General features: G+C 49.0%; 14 protein-coding genes. 5 read left to right on the forward strand and 9 right to left on the reverse strand.

Annotated elements, in window-relative coordinates; all coding sequences use genetic code 11:
* Positions 1–211: 211 nt before the first annotated feature.
* Positions 212–427, reverse strand: coding sequence for a cold-shock protein (locus tag ACQUQM_RS10460; RefSeq protein WP_432474436.1), 216 nt, complete (start codon positions 425–427; stop codon positions 212–214).
* Positions 428–837: 410 nt separating this feature from the next.
* On the opposite strand from ACQUQM_RS10460, the gene ACQUQM_RS10465 reads away from it, so the two are divergent.
* Entirely contained in the window at positions 838–1,395 is a 558-nt protein-coding gene (locus tag ACQUQM_RS10465) for a DUF2058 domain-containing protein (RefSeq protein ID WP_432474437.1), read from the forward strand.
* A gap of 65 nt (positions 1,396–1,460) precedes the next feature.
* Here the strand turns inward: ACQUQM_RS10465 and ACQUQM_RS10470 are convergent, their stop codons facing one another.
* Both ACQUQM_RS10470 and ACQUQM_RS10475 read right to left on the reverse strand, forming a co-directional pair.
* Entirely contained in the window at positions 1,461–2,060 is a 600-nt protein-coding gene (locus ACQUQM_RS10470; RefSeq protein ID WP_432474438.1) for a DUF938 domain-containing protein, read from the reverse strand.
* A gap of 102 nt (positions 2,061–2,162) precedes the next feature.
* Positions 2,163–2,747, reverse strand: coding sequence for an NADPH-dependent FMN reductase (locus tag ACQUQM_RS10475; protein ID WP_432474440.1), 585 nt, complete (start codon positions 2,745–2,747; stop codon positions 2,163–2,165).
* Positions 2,748–3,114: 367 nt separating this feature from the next.
* Between ACQUQM_RS10475 and ACQUQM_RS10480 the strand changes: the two genes are divergently transcribed.
* On the forward strand, positions 3,115–3,318 hold the full coding sequence (locus tag ACQUQM_RS10480) for a hypothetical protein (protein WP_432474442.1): 204 nt from the start codon (positions 3,115–3,117) through the stop codon (positions 3,316–3,318).
* Positions 3,319–4,217: 899 nt separating this feature from the next.
* Here ACQUQM_RS10480 and ACQUQM_RS10485 read toward each other — a convergent pair.
* The 6 genes from ACQUQM_RS10485 to ACQUQM_RS10510 form a co-directional block, all read right to left on the reverse strand.
* Positions 4,218–4,658: a DMT family transporter gene (locus ACQUQM_RS10485; protein ID WP_432474443.1), complete on the reverse strand. Its 441-nt coding sequence runs from the start codon at positions 4,656–4,658 to the stop codon at positions 4,218–4,220.
* A 418-nt stretch (positions 4,659–5,076) separates the two neighbouring features.
* Positions 5,077–5,490 (reverse strand): hypothetical protein, encoded by a 414-nt coding sequence (locus ACQUQM_RS10490; protein ID WP_432474444.1) that lies wholly within the window; start codon positions 5,488–5,490, stop codon positions 5,077–5,079.
* Between the two features lie 476 nt (positions 5,491–5,966).
* Positions 5,967–8,861 carry an aminomethyl-transferring glycine dehydrogenase gene (gene gcvP / locus ACQUQM_RS10495; RefSeq protein ID WP_432474445.1) on the reverse strand — a complete coding sequence of 965 codons (2,895 nt, stop codon included), beginning with the start codon at positions 8,859–8,861 and terminating at the stop codon, positions 5,967–5,969.
* Between the two features lie 209 nt (positions 8,862–9,070).
* The gene (gcvH, locus tag ACQUQM_RS10500) at positions 9,071–9,460 is read right to left on the reverse strand and encodes a glycine cleavage system protein GcvH (protein WP_432474446.1); all 390 of its coding nucleotides are present in this window, start codon (positions 9,458–9,460) and stop codon (positions 9,071–9,073) included.
* A 92-nt stretch (positions 9,461–9,552) separates the two neighbouring features.
* On the reverse strand, positions 9,553–10,857 hold the full coding sequence (glyA, locus tag ACQUQM_RS10505; protein ID WP_432474447.1) for a serine hydroxymethyltransferase: 1,305 nt from the start codon (positions 10,855–10,857) through the stop codon (positions 9,553–9,555).
* A 61-nt stretch (positions 10,858–10,918) separates the two neighbouring features.
* On the reverse strand, positions 10,919–12,298 hold the full coding sequence (locus ACQUQM_RS10510) for an L-serine ammonia-lyase (protein WP_432474449.1): 1,380 nt from the start codon (positions 12,296–12,298) through the stop codon (positions 10,919–10,921).
* A 569-nt stretch (positions 12,299–12,867) separates the two neighbouring features.
* Between ACQUQM_RS10510 and ACQUQM_RS10515 the strand changes: the two genes are divergently transcribed.
* The 3 genes from ACQUQM_RS10515 to gcvT all read left to right on the forward strand — a co-directional run bounded on the left by ACQUQM_RS10515 (position 12,868) and on the right by gcvT (position 17,055).
* Positions 12,868–13,503, forward strand: a complete 636-nt coding sequence (locus ACQUQM_RS10515) for a helix-turn-helix domain-containing protein (protein ID WP_432474450.1) — start codon at positions 12,868–12,870, stop codon at positions 13,501–13,503.
* Between the two features lie 720 nt (positions 13,504–14,223).
* A complete protein-coding gene (locus ACQUQM_RS10520; RefSeq protein WP_432474451.1) occupies positions 14,224–15,612 on the forward strand; it encodes an alanine/glycine:cation symporter family protein in 1,389 nt (462 codons plus the stop codon).
* 327 nt (positions 15,613–15,939) lie between these two features.
* Complete coding sequence (gcvT, locus tag ACQUQM_RS10525; protein ID WP_432474452.1) at positions 15,940–17,055, forward strand: glycine cleavage system aminomethyltransferase GcvT; 1,116 nt, start codon at positions 15,940–15,942, stop codon at positions 17,053–17,055.
* Positions 17,056–17,213: the final 158 nt, after the last annotated feature.

Below are 17,213 nucleotides of genomic sequence, written 5' to 3' on the forward strand. Positions count from 1 at the left end.
CTGGAAAAACGATAACTTCTATAACAGATAAGGTGACACACTTGCTTAAATGGATAAGTGAAACAAAATAGCCAATGATAAATATGGTACCTAGGAAATAAGTACTGAGGAAATATTTACTGGGGAATGAGTGCCGATATATAAGCACTGAGAAACAATGTCGCAGAATAAATCGCTGACAGCACCTTATGGTGCTGTCAGCAGTAAAAACTTAAGCGGTCACAGTTACGTTTTCAGCCTGCAGACCTTTCTGGCCCTGGGTAACCTCGAAAGATACCTGCTGCCCTTCTGTCAAAGTACGACGCCCCGTGCCATTGACTGAGCGATAGTGAACAAACACATCGGCTCCACCTTCACGTTCAATAAAGCCATAGCCTTTTTCATCGTTAAACCACTTAACAACACCGCTAACTACTTGATCAGACATAACATCCTCAATTCTTATTTTTGATTTCTTCCACTCGCACAGCTCAGGCTGACGAAGGGCCGTACCGTTTCAGCATAGAGACTACCGAGAACCGCTGGCCATAATCTCAACCAGATCCCGACTCTGAATGGCATTAGCAACCTATGTAATTCGACTGAAATCACACAAAGAAACCAACAATAATCTCTAAACCGATCAAACTTTTTACTGTTTAATCTTAAGATTATCAAGACAATCACTTTCTTTTTATACAGTTTCTACTCACGTTGTGTATCAGATCAATTTTTAACTACCGAATTAGTCGACCTTAGTCGAGTTCTGTCAAAATCAACCTGCGATCACTGTAATAGTGACTAGTCTAAAAAATAAGGTATAGTTCACACGGGTTTAACACTGAATGGTATCCGCGAATGGCAGGCTCTCTACAAGATCAACTTCTCAATGCTGGCTTGGCAAATAAAAAGCAAGCTAACAAAGCTAAAGCAGACAAACGCAAGAAAGCTAAAAAAGCTAAAACCGTCAAAAAAGGCGAAGAGTATAAAGACCAGGATCAGCTGGAACGGGAACAGGCTATTGCCCAGGCAAAAGCAGAAAAGCTGGAGCGGGACAAAGCCCTTAATCGCGAACGCGAAGACGAGCTGACCCGACGCTCAATCGATGCTTCAGTTCGCCAGATGATCAACCAGAACATGATCGATATCCCCCGCGATGGCGATGTGGAATATAACTTTGTCGATGGCACGGCGATCAAAAAACTCTATCTGGACAAAACTCTGCAAGACCAGCTGGCCAGAGGCAATCTCGCCATCGCTGCGCTGGACCAGAGCTATAAGGTAATCCCGACAGGCATCGCTGATAAAATTAATGAACGTCGCCCTGAAGTGATTATCAGTCTGCAGCAGAAAGAGGAGATCGATCCGGAAGATCCTTATGCCGACTTCCAGATCCCTGACGACCTGATGTGGTAACCACTTAACAGCGCTCAGAACAGGCTGAATCTGTAATCAAAAAACCGCGTTCAGCGGTTTTTTTGCTATATATCTCCCACTCGCTCCCAAACCAATAACTGATTATTGGCGGGCATTGCATGGTCCGCCAACAATACTAAGCCCTGACGCTCAGCCAAGCGTTGAACCGCTTCAAAATCCCGTATTCCACTGGCACTATCCTGCAGCCTCAGCCAACGATCAAACTCGGCGTTGCTGGGGGTCGTAAATTGACCGGCGTAGCGAAAAGGCCCGTATATGATCAGCAAACCCTGAGACTTAAGACAGCGCCCAACGCCTTCGAAAAGCGCCTCAACCTGCTGCCAGGACACAATATGTAGCGTATTCGCAGTATAAACAGCCGACAGATCTGTCACAGGCCAGTGGGACCAGCTAACATCCAGCGCCAGTGGCCTATTGATATTAGCGATTCCAGCCTGCTTCAGATTGGCTGCAAGAGCAACCAGGTTATTCTCTAACTCACTGGGATTCCAGGTGATATCCGGCAGGGCCCGACAAAAGTGAATACTGTGCTGACCCGATCCACTGCCGATCTCCAGAACCTGTTCATCAACCCGCAGCAGCTGACGCAAAATAGCCAGAATAACCTCCTGGTTTCGTTCACTGGCTACTGAATAGTTAAGCATCTGAACTACCTGTAAAATCTGAACTACCTGTTAAATCGGCTAACGGCTGACCCGCTATATCGGTTCGATAGGACCTGCTTTGGTATATCGGCTAAAAGTACTTCAATCAAATCGAACGATCATTTTATTCAGCACATCAGCCAACTCACTACCCAGCCCCTCGATGATCTGCTTTAAATCATGGTTATGCAATCTGCCGTCTTCACGGAAAGCATCGCCGGCCTTCGCTAAAGTAACCTGGTCTGGCACCACCATTACGCCCAGGTTCTGCAGTAATATACGCAATGAAACCAGTCCCTGAACGCCTCCGCCCTGATCCTGTGAAGCAGCCATTACAGCGGCTATTTTGCCGCGAAAAGCAAACAGCGGCGGCTCATGGCTCGCTTGTGGACGCGACACCCAATCCAGGGTGTTCTTTAGTAGTGCCGATGGGAAGCCATTATATTCCGGTGAGGCTATCAGCAAGCCCTTATGATCCAGCATCAATTGCTTCAGCTCAGCCGCTGATTCAGGTAATCCTTCGCTGAACTCCAGATCCTGATTATAGATCGGCATCGGAAAATCATTAAGGTTAATCTCAGTAACCTCGACACCAGACTCTCTGGCTCCGGCGACGGCTATATCCAACAACCGCTGGTTAAAAGAACCTGCTCTTGTACTGCCTGAAAAAGCCAGAATTTTAGCCATAAAACGCCCTCGGATGAAACTACACTTATTTAGAAATAAACAGACAACGGTCATTCATTCCGAATTCAAACCTATACGCTTATCAAGCGCTGTACGGGCTCTAATAAGTATAATAGCGGCAGCCTGACGAGCGATGACACCGAGCGACTACCCAAGTTGGGTACTAGAGCATAAAGGTGAATAAAACTAACCTATCAACTGAGAATTGGTCACTTTTCCCAGTTGCGACTAAAGTCTAAAATCCCTTTATCAAATCGCGTGCCCTCAGGCATGCCCAAATTGAAAAACGATGATATTCAACCTGCAGCGGATTGAAGCGCTGACATGATCCAGGCTTGAATCTTGTATAGTACAGACAGGTAAAAAAATGCAACGGGTTCCAGGACACTACGAAGTATTCCACAACGCAACTTCGCTTCGCGCCGAAGTACAGGCCGAACTGATTCTGAATGCTTTTGCTTTTGTCAAAGATTCGATCAAAAGCAAAGTGCCTGCGTTTGGTCCGCTGTACAGTTCGTCTAATTACAGCATGTGCATGCGTGCTCTGGGTAAGCGTACCGCTTCCCTGTAAACAACTTCATCTTAAAAGAGCCCTGGAGTCAGTAAATCCCAACCGCTCTTATCTCTCTTTGACAGGCCTTCGGCCTGTTTTTTTTGGCCTGATTTTATTCAGCCAGGTCATTGACCTGAAGCACTAAGATCTGAGCCGCTTTAATCAGACAGAGATTTTTGTTCATTACAATCGAACAGAATAGCTCCGTCTCAAGACAGCAACATTTTAAGCTATTGATATGTAAGCATATTTTACATATCAACCAAAACCAGTCGCCAACCGCAGACAGTAAATTGCAAATAACCGTTATTACTATTGACTCACATCATTAAACACAACCGCAAACCATTGAAATATAAGATATTTATTTATATGGCACGATGCTTGATATATAACTATACAGCACTGGCTGATTACACGCGGAAGCTAAGTCCCCCCCCCCATTTCTTAGTACGATGCGTGTAGTCAACCGGGGCAATTTCAAGTCCTCCCCTTTGCACTTACTTTAACGATCCACGGCAAAAGTTGTCTGAATAGCAGTATTTCAGGGCTGCACTCTCCGCGAATCCGACGATAAGCCCTTACAACTATTATCACGACGACTATATTCGCAATGGTCAGAGCGCGAACTAACCGCGACAGAAACACAATCACCTGTGCAGTAACACAAGTATTAAATCAGCATTGAGTAACTACAGGACAAAAAAAAAGCGGACCAGTTGCCTGGCCCGCATAAAATTCGCTTTTACAGGTTCGCTCGAAAGCGAGATAGATCTTACCGGCTCAGCCCGCGACGGCACTAAGCCCACACAAAGTAATAATCTATTGGCAGCCATTCTAACGACTGCATCGCAGACCAGATTGTCGCTTAACGTCAGAATAGTTGCTGAATGCGTCACAGCGGACTCAAGCGGTTGTTAGCGCTGAATAAAATACAGACCCAGCAATAACAGCAACACCCCAATTATCCGGGAAGGGGTAACTTCAATAACCAACCCACCAAAAAAACCAAAGTGATCAAATACAAGCGACATAACCAACTGACCAAGAATCGCCGCCGCCAGCATATTAGCGATGCCTACCTTTGGCATCAGATAAAGCATACCACTGACGAAAATAACACCAAGAAAACCACCGCAATACAGATACCAATCGATCCCGGTAACCCGTTTCCAGTCAGGCAGACTTGCCTGAGCTACCAGCAAAGCGACAATACAAGCGATTGTGCCGCCGATGTAAGATACCAGTGTTGCCTGCATCGGGTGCACCATTGCAGCGCCCAGACGGGCATTCAGAGCGCCCTGTATCGGTATAACCGCACCCACAGCCACCGCAGCCAGTAATAGAAACCAGTTCATTGATTGCCTTCACTTATTTGAAATGTAAAAGGGTCAGAATAACAGCTGCAAATCAAAACGCTTTAAAAATTAGTAATAAATGTTTCATCATCTGACACTCTGGCTAACACTCGTCCGAGCTTAAAAAACAGAAAACAGCGGATCAATTAGCTGATCCGCATACAGATTCCCCTTTTACAGGTTCGTTTGTAAGCGAGATACACTCTCAACGATCTGATACGGGTATCAGCCCCAAACAACAGCATGAGCCTATCCGGACTACCATACTCATTCACTCAGGTGTAAAACCAGCCAGCGTTACAAAATAGAGTACCTGCACTGCAGGCACCTCTTATCTACTGATAATAGTTTGAATGCACAGCAAGCGATGAGCTATAAGGACCCTTACGAGCAATAGAGCACTAAAAGAACATTACTATCAACTTGCGCCGCGTAAATATTCACCTGTGGGAGCTTTGTAGTTACACCCCGCTTTCAACCCGAACACATCCATTTCATTACCGCCTTTCAAATAGATTTTGAATTGTTTTTCGGGCGTAAATCGCGCATAAATAGAAGAATTGAATCCCTCTTGATCATAATACTCTTTGGGCGGTTGATCTGGCTGGAATTCATACAGTTCCCCTTCTGACTTAACCCGCAGACACTGAAAATCATACGCCTCTTCCCGGGTTTCACCTGAGCCAATTTTTGACTCATGACCTGATGCATACACGATAGAAATATCTGATAGGGTTGTATTGGTGACCGCCACCTTGACGGTAGATGGACACCCAGCCAATGCAAGACAACACGCGACTGTTGATACGGCTAAAGTAACATGAGTTTTCATTTGAAAACCTCCTATGTTGCAGTGACCGGCCTGCATACTAATTGTAGTTGAACAACTACATGTGGGCGCTAAACAACCAACAAACAAGCCCTTACACTGTTTGATCCTTCCCTGGTTACTGACATACAGACAAAAAAAAGCGGACCAGTTACCTGATCCGCATAAAGGTTTCGCTTTTACAGGTTCGCTTGTAAGCGAGATAAACTCTCAACGATCTGATACAGGTATCAGATCCACACAACAGCAAGAGCCTATCCGGATTACCACCCTCTATAGATAAGGTGTAAAACCATCTGCGTAAAAAAGACGGAGTGCCTGCACTGCAGGCGCCTCCGTAATAGCCGGTTTTCACCGGAGTACAACAGCTTTTTCAAGCAGGCCTTCAGCTATTCAGTATTGGGCTGAACAGCTGAAAACAGGAGCCTTTCGGGGAGAGATATCCAAAAGGCTCCGATCTAAAAATACAAGTCGTTGTATTAGTCCCTGTATGAGTCAATGCTCGGGCAGGAGCAGATAAAGTTACGGTCGCCGTATACGTTGTCGATGCGGTTAGACATCGGCCAGAACTTATTCTCGCGGGTCGCAGTATTCGGGAATACCGCTTCTTCACGGGAGTAAGGACGCTCCCACTCAGCAGTCATGATGTCAGACTGAGTGTGAGGCGCACGACACAGTGGATTGTTATCCGCAGGCCATACTCCACTCTGAACTTTCTCAATCTCTTCACGAATCTGCACCATAGCAGCGATGAAACGATCGATCTCAACCTTAGATTCAGACTCAGTCGGCTCGATCATCAGCGTACCGGCAACCGGGAACGACATAGTCGGTGCGTGAAAGCCGTAATCCATCAGGCGCTTAGCGATATCTTCTTCGGTAACACCTGACGCTTCTTTCAAAGGACGGATATCAACGATACATTCGTGAGCAACCTTGTTGTTACGACCGCGGTACAGTACCGGGTAGTGAGCAGCCAGCTTCTCGGTCATGTAGTTGGCATTGAGGATCGCCAGCTGAGTCGAACGCTTAAGACCTGACTTGCCCAGCATCTTGATGTATGCCCAGGTAATTGGCAGGATCGCACCGCTACCGTAAGGCGCTGCGGATACAGCACCGTTATCAGTGCTGACAACGCCAGACGCATTAACTTTGTGACCCGGCAGGTAAGGCGCCAGATGGCTCTTAACACCGATCGGACCAACACCCGGACCACCGCCGCCGTGCGGGATAGCAAAGGTCTTGTGCAGGTTCAGGTGGGATACGTCAGAACCGATCAGGCCTGGCTTAGAGATACCTACCTGAGCGTTCATGTTGGCGCCATCCATATACACCTGACCACCGTTCTTGTGGATCAGATCGCAGATCTCAACGATCTCTTCTTCGTAGACACCGTGGGTAGACGGGTAAGTGATCATCAGTGCAGACAGGTTATCGGCATGCTGCTGTGCCTTAGCACGCATATCAGCGACATCGACGTTACCGTTTTCATCACACTCAACGATGACAACTTTCATGCCCATCATCGCAGCGGATGCAGGGTTAGTACCGTGCGCAGAAGATGGAATCAGGCAGATATCGCGGTGACCCTGGCCATTTGCTTCCTGGTACTTACGGATCGCCAGCAGACCTGCGTATTCACCCTGTGCACCGGAGTTCGGCTGCATAGATACGTTGTCGTAACCGGTAATCTCAACCAGCATCGCCTCCAGCTCATTGATCATATCCAGGTAACCCTGGGTCTGATCCGCCGGAGCGAATGGGTGAATGTTTGCAAATTCAGGCCAGGTTACCGGAATCATCTCGGCAGTGGCATTCAGCTTCATAGTACAAGAACCCAGTGGGATCATACCGTGAACCAGTGAATAGTCTTTGTTCTCCAGCTTCTTCAGGTAACGAAGCATGTCGGTTTCGCTGTGGTAGCTGTTGAACGTCGGGTGCGTCAGGATAGCATCTTCACGACGCATCTCTGCCGTGATACCGGTGGCAGCGCCAGCAGTGATCTCAGCATCCAACTCGGCAACGCTCAGGCCGTGGCCTTCACCCAGCACTACGTCCAGCAGTTGCGCTACATCAGCAGCAGTAGTGGTTTCATCCAGAGTGAGACCCAGCTTGTTGTCACCGGTCTGACGCAGGTTACAACCGGCATCCAGAGCGCGCTGATAAACCACCGCCTGAGTTTCAGGCAGGGTCAGGGTCAGGGTATCGAAGTAAGTGTCATTCAGTTCAACACCTTTCGCTTTCAGGCCGTTAGCCAGAATAGCAGTCAGACGATGAACCCGCTCAGCGATAGTCTTCAGGCCTTCTGCGCCGTGATAAACAGCGTAGAAAGAAGCCATGTTCGCCAGTAGTGCCTGCGCTGTACAGATGTTAGAAGTCGCCTTCTCACGACGGATGTGCTGCTCACGGGTCTGCATCGCCATACGCAACGCCTGGTTACCGTTGGCATCGACAGAAACACCGATGATACGACCAGGAACAGAACGCTTGAGTTTTTCGCTGGCAGCAAAGAACGCTGCGTGCGGACCACCAAAGCCCATCGGTACGCCGAAGCGCTGAGAAGTACCCAGAACCACATCAGCACCCAGCTCACCAGGTGATTTAAGCAGTACCAGTGCCAGTGGATCAGTCGCAACTGAGACCATCACTTTCAGGTCTTTGGCTGTTTTAATCAGGCTCTTGATATCTTTGATATCGCCGTAAGTGCTTGGGTATTGCAGCTGCATACCGAAAGCATCGCTCGTTTCCAGATCAGTCAGCGGGTTACCCACTACAACGTCATATCCGAAGTATTCAGCACGGGTCTTGATGACGTCGATAGTTTGCGGCTGAACATCGTCAGCGACAAAGTAAGTCATGCTCTTCTTACGGTTAGAGCGCTTGCACAAGGTCATCGCTTCTGCAGCAGCAGTCGCTTCGTCCAGCAGGGAGGCGTTCGCCAGATCCATGCCGGTCAGGTCCATTACCATCTGCTGGTAGTTCAGCAGTGCTTCCAGACGGCCCTGCGCGATCTCAGGCTGATAAGGCGTGTACGCGGTATACCATGCTGGATTTTCCAGCACGTTACGCAGGATTACATTAGGCACCAGGGTATTGCTATAGCCCATACCGATGTATGATTTATTCACTACATTCTGGTCAGCAAGACCTTTCAGGTAGCTCAGCGCATCGGCTTCGGTAACGGAATCATCCATTGCCAGCGCATCATCCAGACGGATGGAATCGGGAACTGTCTGTGTGATCAGCTCATTGAGGGAGTTAACACCCAGCTCAGACAACATAGCTTGTGTCTGTTCTGCATCCGGGCCCACGTGACGACGGGTGAAATCCGTAGCCTGCTCAAGATCACTCAGTGTGCGAGTAACTTCTGCCATAACAATAACCTGTTTCTTCTTATATCCGACATAAACTAACTGTCGGATTTAAAGCCGCTACAAAACTTGCAAAGCTGCAGCATCTTTATTAATTTTTAGGTGCGGGGCGATCCTGCACGACCACCCCGCGTTTGCGAACAAAGGTCTGATCGGGGGACAGTGATAACAGCAAGGGCTGCGCAAACAGCCTCTGCTGTTATCAGCTTAGATCAAGCCTCTTCTGCAATCGTTGCTGCGTATGCATCGGCATCCAGCAGCTTATCCAGCTCAGCAGCATCAGTCAGCTTGATCTTAACGATCCAGCCACCGTCGAACGGCTCGCTGTTAACTGTTTCCGGCTCATCTTCCAGCGCTTCGTTGATCGCAACAATCTCACCAGAAACCGGTGAGTAGATGTCAGAAGCAGCTTTAACAGATTCAACCAGTGAGAACTCTTCACCCGCTTCCACTTCACGACCAACTTCTGGCAGCTCAACGAACACTACGTCGCCCAGCAACTCCTGTGCGTGGTCGGAAACACCCATAGTGACAGTACCGTCACCGTTATCCAGAACCCACTCATGGCTTGGTGCAAAACGGTAGTTAGATGGAATGCTCATAATTATTTTCCTTTGATCAATTCGTAATGGCTGTGTCGGGTGATACCGGGTCACAGCCTTTAGCTAGTTCAGATATTATTTATACAGCGGTCTTACTTATACAGAGGGAAGCGCTTGCACAGGGCTTCAACCTGGCTACGAACCTCAGCTTCAACTGCAGAATTGTCTTCCGGGTTAGCCACCAGGCCATCCAGAACATCGCTGATCAGGTTACCGATCAAACGGAATTCTTCAGTACCGAAACCACGGCTGGTGCCGGCCGGTGTACCCAGACGGATACCGGAAGTAACCATCGGCTTCTCAGGATCAAACGGGATACCGTTCTTGTTACAGGTGATACCCGCACGCTCCAGCGCTTCATCAACTACATTGCCTTTCAGGCCTTTAGGGCGCAGGTCAACCAGCATCAGATGGGTATCAGTACCACCGGTCACTATGTCGCAACCACGCTCAACCATTACGCTGGCCAGTACTTTAGCATTCTCAACAACCTGCTCGATGTAGGTTTTGAATTCAGGACGTAGCGCCTCACCGAATGCAACCGCCTTAGCAGCGATAATGTGCATCAGTGGACCACCCTGCAGACCCGGGAAAACAGCAGAGTTGATCTTCTTGCCGATATCCAGGTTGTTAGACAGGATCATGCCGCCACGAGGACCACGCAGAGTCTTGTGCGTAGTAGTCGTAACCACATCAGCATATGGCAGCGGGCTCGGATGAACACCGGTCGCAACCAGACCAGCAATATGGGCCATATCGACGAACAGGTAAGCACCGACTTTATCGGCAATCTCACGGAAACGGGCAAAATCGATCTCACGTGGAATTGCAGAACCACCAGCGATGATCATTTTAGGCTGACACTCAACCGCCAGCGCTTCAACCGCATCGTAGTCGATACGGCTATCTTCTTTAGATACACCGTACTGAACAGCGTTGAACCACTTACCAGACAAAGCCGGACGTGCACCGTGAGTCAGGTGGCCGCCAGCATCCAGAGACATACCCAGCACAGTATCACCCGGCTGCAGCAGCGCCAGCATAACTGCGCCGTTCGCCTGTGCACCGGAGTGCGGCTGTACGTTTACAAATTCACAGTTAAACAACTGCTTGGCACGCTCGATAGCCAGACCTTCAGCCTTATCGGCATACTCGCAACCACCGTAGTAACGACGGCCCGGGTAACCTTCGGCATACTTGTTGGTCAGCACAGTGCCCTGAGCCTGCATTACCGCTTTAGAAACAATGTTCTCAGAAGCGATCAGTTCGATGCCCATTTCCTGGCGCTCAAATTCTTCGTTTACAGCGGACATCAGGTCAGCATCACGCTCAGCCAGGTCTTGGGTAAAGAATGCTTCGCATGCCGCGTCGCCGCGGTACAGTTCAGATTGACTCATGATTTTTTATTCTCTTGTTAAGTTCGTAATCAACAGCTCGTAAGCAGTAGTTCAGGAATAATCAGCAAGCGACGACGTTAACCGCCAGTCCGCCCTGAGAGGTTTCTTTATACTTGTCCTGCATATCAACGCCGGTCTGACGCATCGTTTCGATCACTGAATCCAGTGATACGTGATGCTTACCATCACCACGCAGGGCCAGGCGGGCCGCATTAATCGCTTTCACCGCACCCATAGTGTTTCGCTCAATACATGGCACCTGAACCAGACCACCGATCGGATCGCAGGTCAGTCCCAGGTTATGTTCCATGCCAATTTCTGCGGCATTTTCTACCTGCTGCACAGTTCCACCCATTACGGCGCACAGTGCTCCAGCAGCCATAGAACAGGCAACACCGATCTCTCCCTGACAGCCAACTTCAGCCGCAGAGATAGACGCGTTCTTTTTGTACAGCATGCCGATAGCGGCAGAAGTTGCCAGAAAATCAAAGATGCCCTGTTCATTTGAACCCGGCACAAAGCGATCGTAGTAGGCCAGTACTGCAGGGATAACACCCGCCGCACCATTAGTCGGTGCCGTTACAACACGGCCACCGGCCGCATTCTCTTCATTCACCGCCATAGCATATAGGTTGATCCAGTCCATCACTGTCAGCTGGTCTTTTAATGCCGCTTCCGGATGGTTCTTCAATTCTTCGTACAGCTCATGGGCGCGACGTTTAATATGCAGGCCACCGGGCAGTTCGCCCTCTTCACCACAGCCACGCTTAATGCAACGATCCATCACCTGCCAGATGCTACGCAGACGCTCATTCAGCTCTTCCTCGGTATGCCAGGTATGCTCATTTTTATGCACCAGCTCGGCAATGGTCATGTCGTGTTTTTCACACAATTCCAGCAGTTCGGCACCGTTGTCGAAGTGATATGGCAGTTTAAATGCTGGTGCAGTACCGGACTTTTTGTCCGCTTCGGCATCACTCAGGACAAAACCACCACCAACGGAATAGAAAATGTTGTCATGCAGCACGATACCGGCATCATCAAATGCCTGAAAACGCATACCATTAGGATGCTTTGGCAGTGACTCGCCAAAGTTAAAAGGAAGATGTTCTTCAGGGCGAAACTCAATTAGTTTCTCACCGGCAAGATTTAGCTGGCCGCTAGTTTCAATCTGCTCGATATAACGGGGAACCATATCAGGATCGACCAGATCAGGTTTTTCGCCCATCAGGCCGATCATTACAGCAACATCAGTCGCGTGACCTTTACCCGTCATGGCAAGGGAGCCATACAGACCGACCTTAACGTTCACTACTTTTGCCAGGTCGCCACGCTCACGCAGCTCATCGAGAAAACGATTGGCCGCTACAACAGGCCCTACAGTATGGGAACTGGAAGGTCCGATACCGACCTTATATAGATCAAAAATACTTAGTGGCACTTCAGCTTCTCCACTGCGGTTATCCGCTGTTCTTATTATCAGTCTGCAGAGTTACCCGGGGCTCTTATTCGGTATAGAGCACGAACCGGATTTCTACCACTCTTTCTATAGACAACTTTGCCAACGCAAAAGTTGATCAATTAACCAGCAATCGAATTTCAGATTAGCAGCGCTTATTTCCAAAATCAACAAAAAGTTTCTTATAGGAAACATATTTTCTCTTTATAGCAATTATCCCCTTTCCGCGATTTCTTCCAAACCGACCGGGGGTTGTGTACTATCATTGGAAACATGTACCGGAAAGACAGATGGCTAATTCGTTGATAGAAAAGCCTTTTGAATACTCTATCTGGCGTTAATACTGGTGTAATACTGCGTTGCATTCATGTTCGACCACACCGATAACGGAAGATATGAGTCGCTACTGAACATTTCAGTATGTGCAACTTGTTGTATAACTAGATATATAACTAATCGGTAAATTCCCGGTTACTATTTAACTGATAGAATATGCGCAACAGAACATCTGCCGGGACCTGAGCAGAGTTAAGATTTCATGGAGCAACCCAATGCCAGACAAACCATCATTCCTACAAACTGATCAGCAGTTCTTCAAAGTATCGCAGGACAATGCTGAAGCGATGGTAGAGCCTCTCGAGCTGGGTAAACGGGTCCGCGAGATTCGCCTGAGCCAGAATCTGACATTGGAAGAAGCCAGTAAACTGACCGGTCTGGCACGCTCTACCCTGTCAAAAATTGAGAACGAACAGATATCCCCTACTTTCACCGCCGTTAACAAACTGGTTAAAGGCCTGGGTATCGATATTCCTCAGCTGTTTACCCAGCCAACCAAGAAAGCACCGGGCAGCGGCGGACGTCGTGATATCACCCGCAGTGGCGAAGGCAAGCCCCATCCGACGCCGACCTATGAACACGAACTGCTGGCCACCCAGCTGACCAGCAAAAAGATGATCCCGTTCAAAACCACCGTGCGCACCCATTCCTGGGACGAGTATGAAGACTGGGTACGTCACGACGGCGAAGAGTTCCTCTACGTACTGAGTGGCAGCATCATGTTCTACAGCGAATTCTATGAGCCGATCGAACTCAACGTGGGCGACAGCGCATACTACGATTGCGAAATGGGCCACGCTCTGATCTCCACCAGCGAACAGGATGCGGAAATAATCTGGGTTACGGCTTAGGGGCAGACCGCCGCAAGCGGCTCGCTAGACCGCTGAACAAGTTCAGCTAGCTAGAACGCAAGGCAAGCCTTGCTGCTAGTGGCTAGAAAAATCAAAAGCTGAACACCAAAAGTCAAAAATATTAAACCGCCTGCAGGCGGTTTTTTTATGTCCGGCAGTAAGAAAATCATCCCCTGCTTACGGAGCGCTACCTTCTTTCACGCCCCCCCTCCTACCTCCTAAAAAGGCTCTTACGTTTTTTCTAGCCACTAGCTGTAGATGCTAAATACCTTGTTCACACAATGAAGGGATTCGGGATACTGGTGGTTTCTTTCCAATACTGCCATGTTCCGCCTCGCGAGTCGCATAGCGACGCTTTGGTGCCGTTCCGACACCGTGTTTCCAATACGAATCGAATATAAAAAAAATCACATTCTTAATAAAAACCTTAACTAACAACCACTTTAGCATTCAACGCCTGTTTCAGAGCGACATTTTCTGGCCGTTAAACGCATTTTTTTATTGCAATAAGTTTCCTTATCGACTAGCTTTGTTTCCTATTGGAAATATATTCCCTTTGTTGAGCAACTATTTCTTTGAATACCCATTTGATGGAGTTCGAAGAAACTGGTTTCTCAAGGTGGACCATCAATCCACTGGAAATTTCCAAAAATAAGTCGATTGCTCAACCCTATGAAGTGATCGGCAATAACAATAAAAATCCTCTGGGAGTCTACGTTTATGGAAACGTTAACCACTATTATTGGCGCAATTAACGGCATCGTCTGGGGTCCGTTAATGCTCGTCCTCATCCTTGGTGTTGGTCTGTTCCTGATGCTTGGCCTACGCTTGATGCCTATTCTTAAACTGGGCACAGGTTTTAAGCTACTGTTTGAAGGCCGCAGCACTAAGAAGGGCGAAGAGAAGGAAGGTGAAATTTCACCATTCCAGGCTCTGATGACAGCACTGTCTGCAACGGTTGGTACTGGTAACATCGCGGGTGTGGCAACGGCCGTATTCCTGGGTGGCCCTGGTGCTCTGTTCTGGATGTGGTGTACTGCCCTGGTGGGTATGGCTACCAAATTCTCCGAAGCCGTTCTGGCTGTTAAGTACCGTGAAGTAGATGAGGAAGGCAACCATGTTGGTGGCCCGATGTACTACATCAAAAACGGTCTTGGCGCTAAATGGGCATGGTTAGGTACAATGTTTGCCATTTTCGGTGCTGCTGCAGCATTCGGTATTGGTAACACCGTTCAGTCCAACTCTGTTGCTGACGTACTGCATGCTAACTTCGGTGTAAACGTCTGGGTAACCGGCGTTGTTCTGATGGTTCTGGTTGGCGCTGTGCTGATCGGTGGTATCAAGCGTATCGGTAGCGTTGCCGGTGCACTGGTTCCTCTGATGGCTATTGCTTATCTGACCGCAGGTCTTGTTGTATTGGCAATTAATGCTGATGCTATCCCTGCTGCTATCGATCTGGTATTCACTCACGCTTTCACAGGTACTGCTGCTGAAGGTGGTTTTGCTGGTGCAGCTGTGTGGATGGCTATCCGCTTCGGTGTAGCACGCGGTATATTCTCCAACGAAGCAGGTCTGGGTTCTGCGCCTATCGCTCACGCGGCGGCACAAACTAAAGATCCTGTCCGTCAGGGCCTGGTAGCAATGCTGGGTACATTCATCGACACTATCATCATCTGCTCTATTACTGGTCTGGTAATCATTACCTCCGGTGAGTGGACTTCTGGTGTGTCTGGTGCAGCTCTGACTTCGGCGGCGTTCGCTCAGGCTCTGCCTGGCTTAGGTAACTACCTGGTAGCTATCTCTCTGGCGATCTTCGCTTTCACTACCATTATCGGTTGGTCTTTCTACGGCGAACGTTGTGTTGAATTCCTGCTCGGTGTTAAGGCGATTGCGCCATACCGTGTACTGTGGATCATCGCTGTTCCTGTAGGTGCAGGTGTAAGCCTGGACTTCATCTGGCTGGTAGCGGATACCCTGAATGCAATGATGGCGATTCCTAACCTGATTGCACTGGCTCTGCTGAGCCCTGTGGTATTCAAACTGACTAAAGAGTTCTTTGCCCGTAACGGTGCCCCTGTTGATGCAGAAGGCAACGCACAGACTAAGTAACACTTTGTTTGTTGATGGCTTATCTTTAAACCTTGGGTTTAACAGCTGAGCTTAAAGGTATCCGGGCACTTCGCGGTTCACCCCGGATACCTTTTCCTTAACAACACTGTGCCTCTTAACTACATTTTGCCTCTTAACTACACTTAAGACAGTTTGACAGATGACTGCTTGTCGAAAAGGTTGCTGCTGCACACAGAGCTTTTTCCACAACCTGTCCGGGTTTTTGGGCACATAAAAATACGCCCATAACAATAAACCCGTAAATACAGATCCGTTAGATAAGAATGCCGCGGCACCGGTTGCCGTACAGAAACGATGGAGAAGACAATGTCCCAACTGAACAAAACTCCCCTATACGACCTGCACGTTGAACTCGGCGGTAAAATGGTTCCTTTTGCAGGCTACGATATGCCGGTTCAGTACCCTCTGGGCGTTAAAAAAGAACATATCCATACCCGTGATCACGCGGGCCTGTTCGACGTATCCCACATGGGTCAGGTAATTCTGAAAGGTAAAAATGCAGCAGCAGCACTGGAAAAACTGGTACCGGTCGACATCATCGGTCTGCCAGCTGGCAAGCAACGCTACGCCCTGTTCACCAATGAGAATGGCGGCATCATGGATGACCTGATGGTTACCAACTACGGTGATCACCTTTATGTTGTTGTAAACGCTGCCTGTAAAGAGCAGGACATCGCCCACATGCGTGCCAACCTGGGTGAAGACGTGGAGCTGGAAGTACTTGATGATCGCGCTCTGGTTGCCCTGCAAGGCCCTGAAGCAGCACTGGCACTGTCCCGCATCTGCCCTGCTGTAAACGACATGGTATTCATGGATTCCCGTCACATCGCTATCGATGGCGTAGACTGCTTCGTCAGCCGCTCCGGCTATACCGGTGAAGATGGTTACGAGATCTCTATCCCATCTGCAGAAACAGAACGCCTGTGCCGCCTGTTCCTGGAACAGCCTGAGATTGAGTTAATCGGTCTGGGTGCCCGTGACTCTCTGCGTCTGGAATCCGGCCTGTGCCTGTACGGTCACGACCTTGACCAGACTACTACACCTATCGAAGGCAGCCTGATCTGGGCTATCAGCAAGAACCGTCGTGCTGATGGCGAGCGTGCCGGTGGTTTCCCTGGTGCTGACAAGATCTTTGATCAGATCGCTAACAAGAACTACACCCGTAAGCGCGTTGGCCTGCTGGCTAAAGGCAAAGCACCGATTCGTGAAGGCGCGGAGCTGGTTAATACCGATGGCGTTAAGATCGGTGAAGTAACCAGCGGCAGCTTTGGCCCGACTGTAGGCGTACCTGTTGCGATGGGATATGTCGCAACTGAGTATGCGGCACTGGATACCGAGGTATATGCTGTGGTTCGCGGCAAAGAGCTGCCAATGGTCGTTTCTAAAGCTCCGTTCATCGAGCAGCGCTACTACCGCGGCTAACAGTACCAGGGGTAACCCGGGCGCTGAAGCTCCAAATTACCCCTCTGTACTTTGAAACTGATTTGGGATCATTTTTAAAATTATTCCGTAGCGTCTCTCAGTTTCAGAACATTTAGGGAGCCTGCCTGGCGACAGGCCGGCTCCCTCATTTTTACATT

It is taken from the genome of Amphritea sp. HPY (assembly GCF_050870985.1).
Classification (GTDB): Bacteria; Pseudomonadota; Gammaproteobacteria; order Pseudomonadales; family Balneatricaceae; genus Amphritea.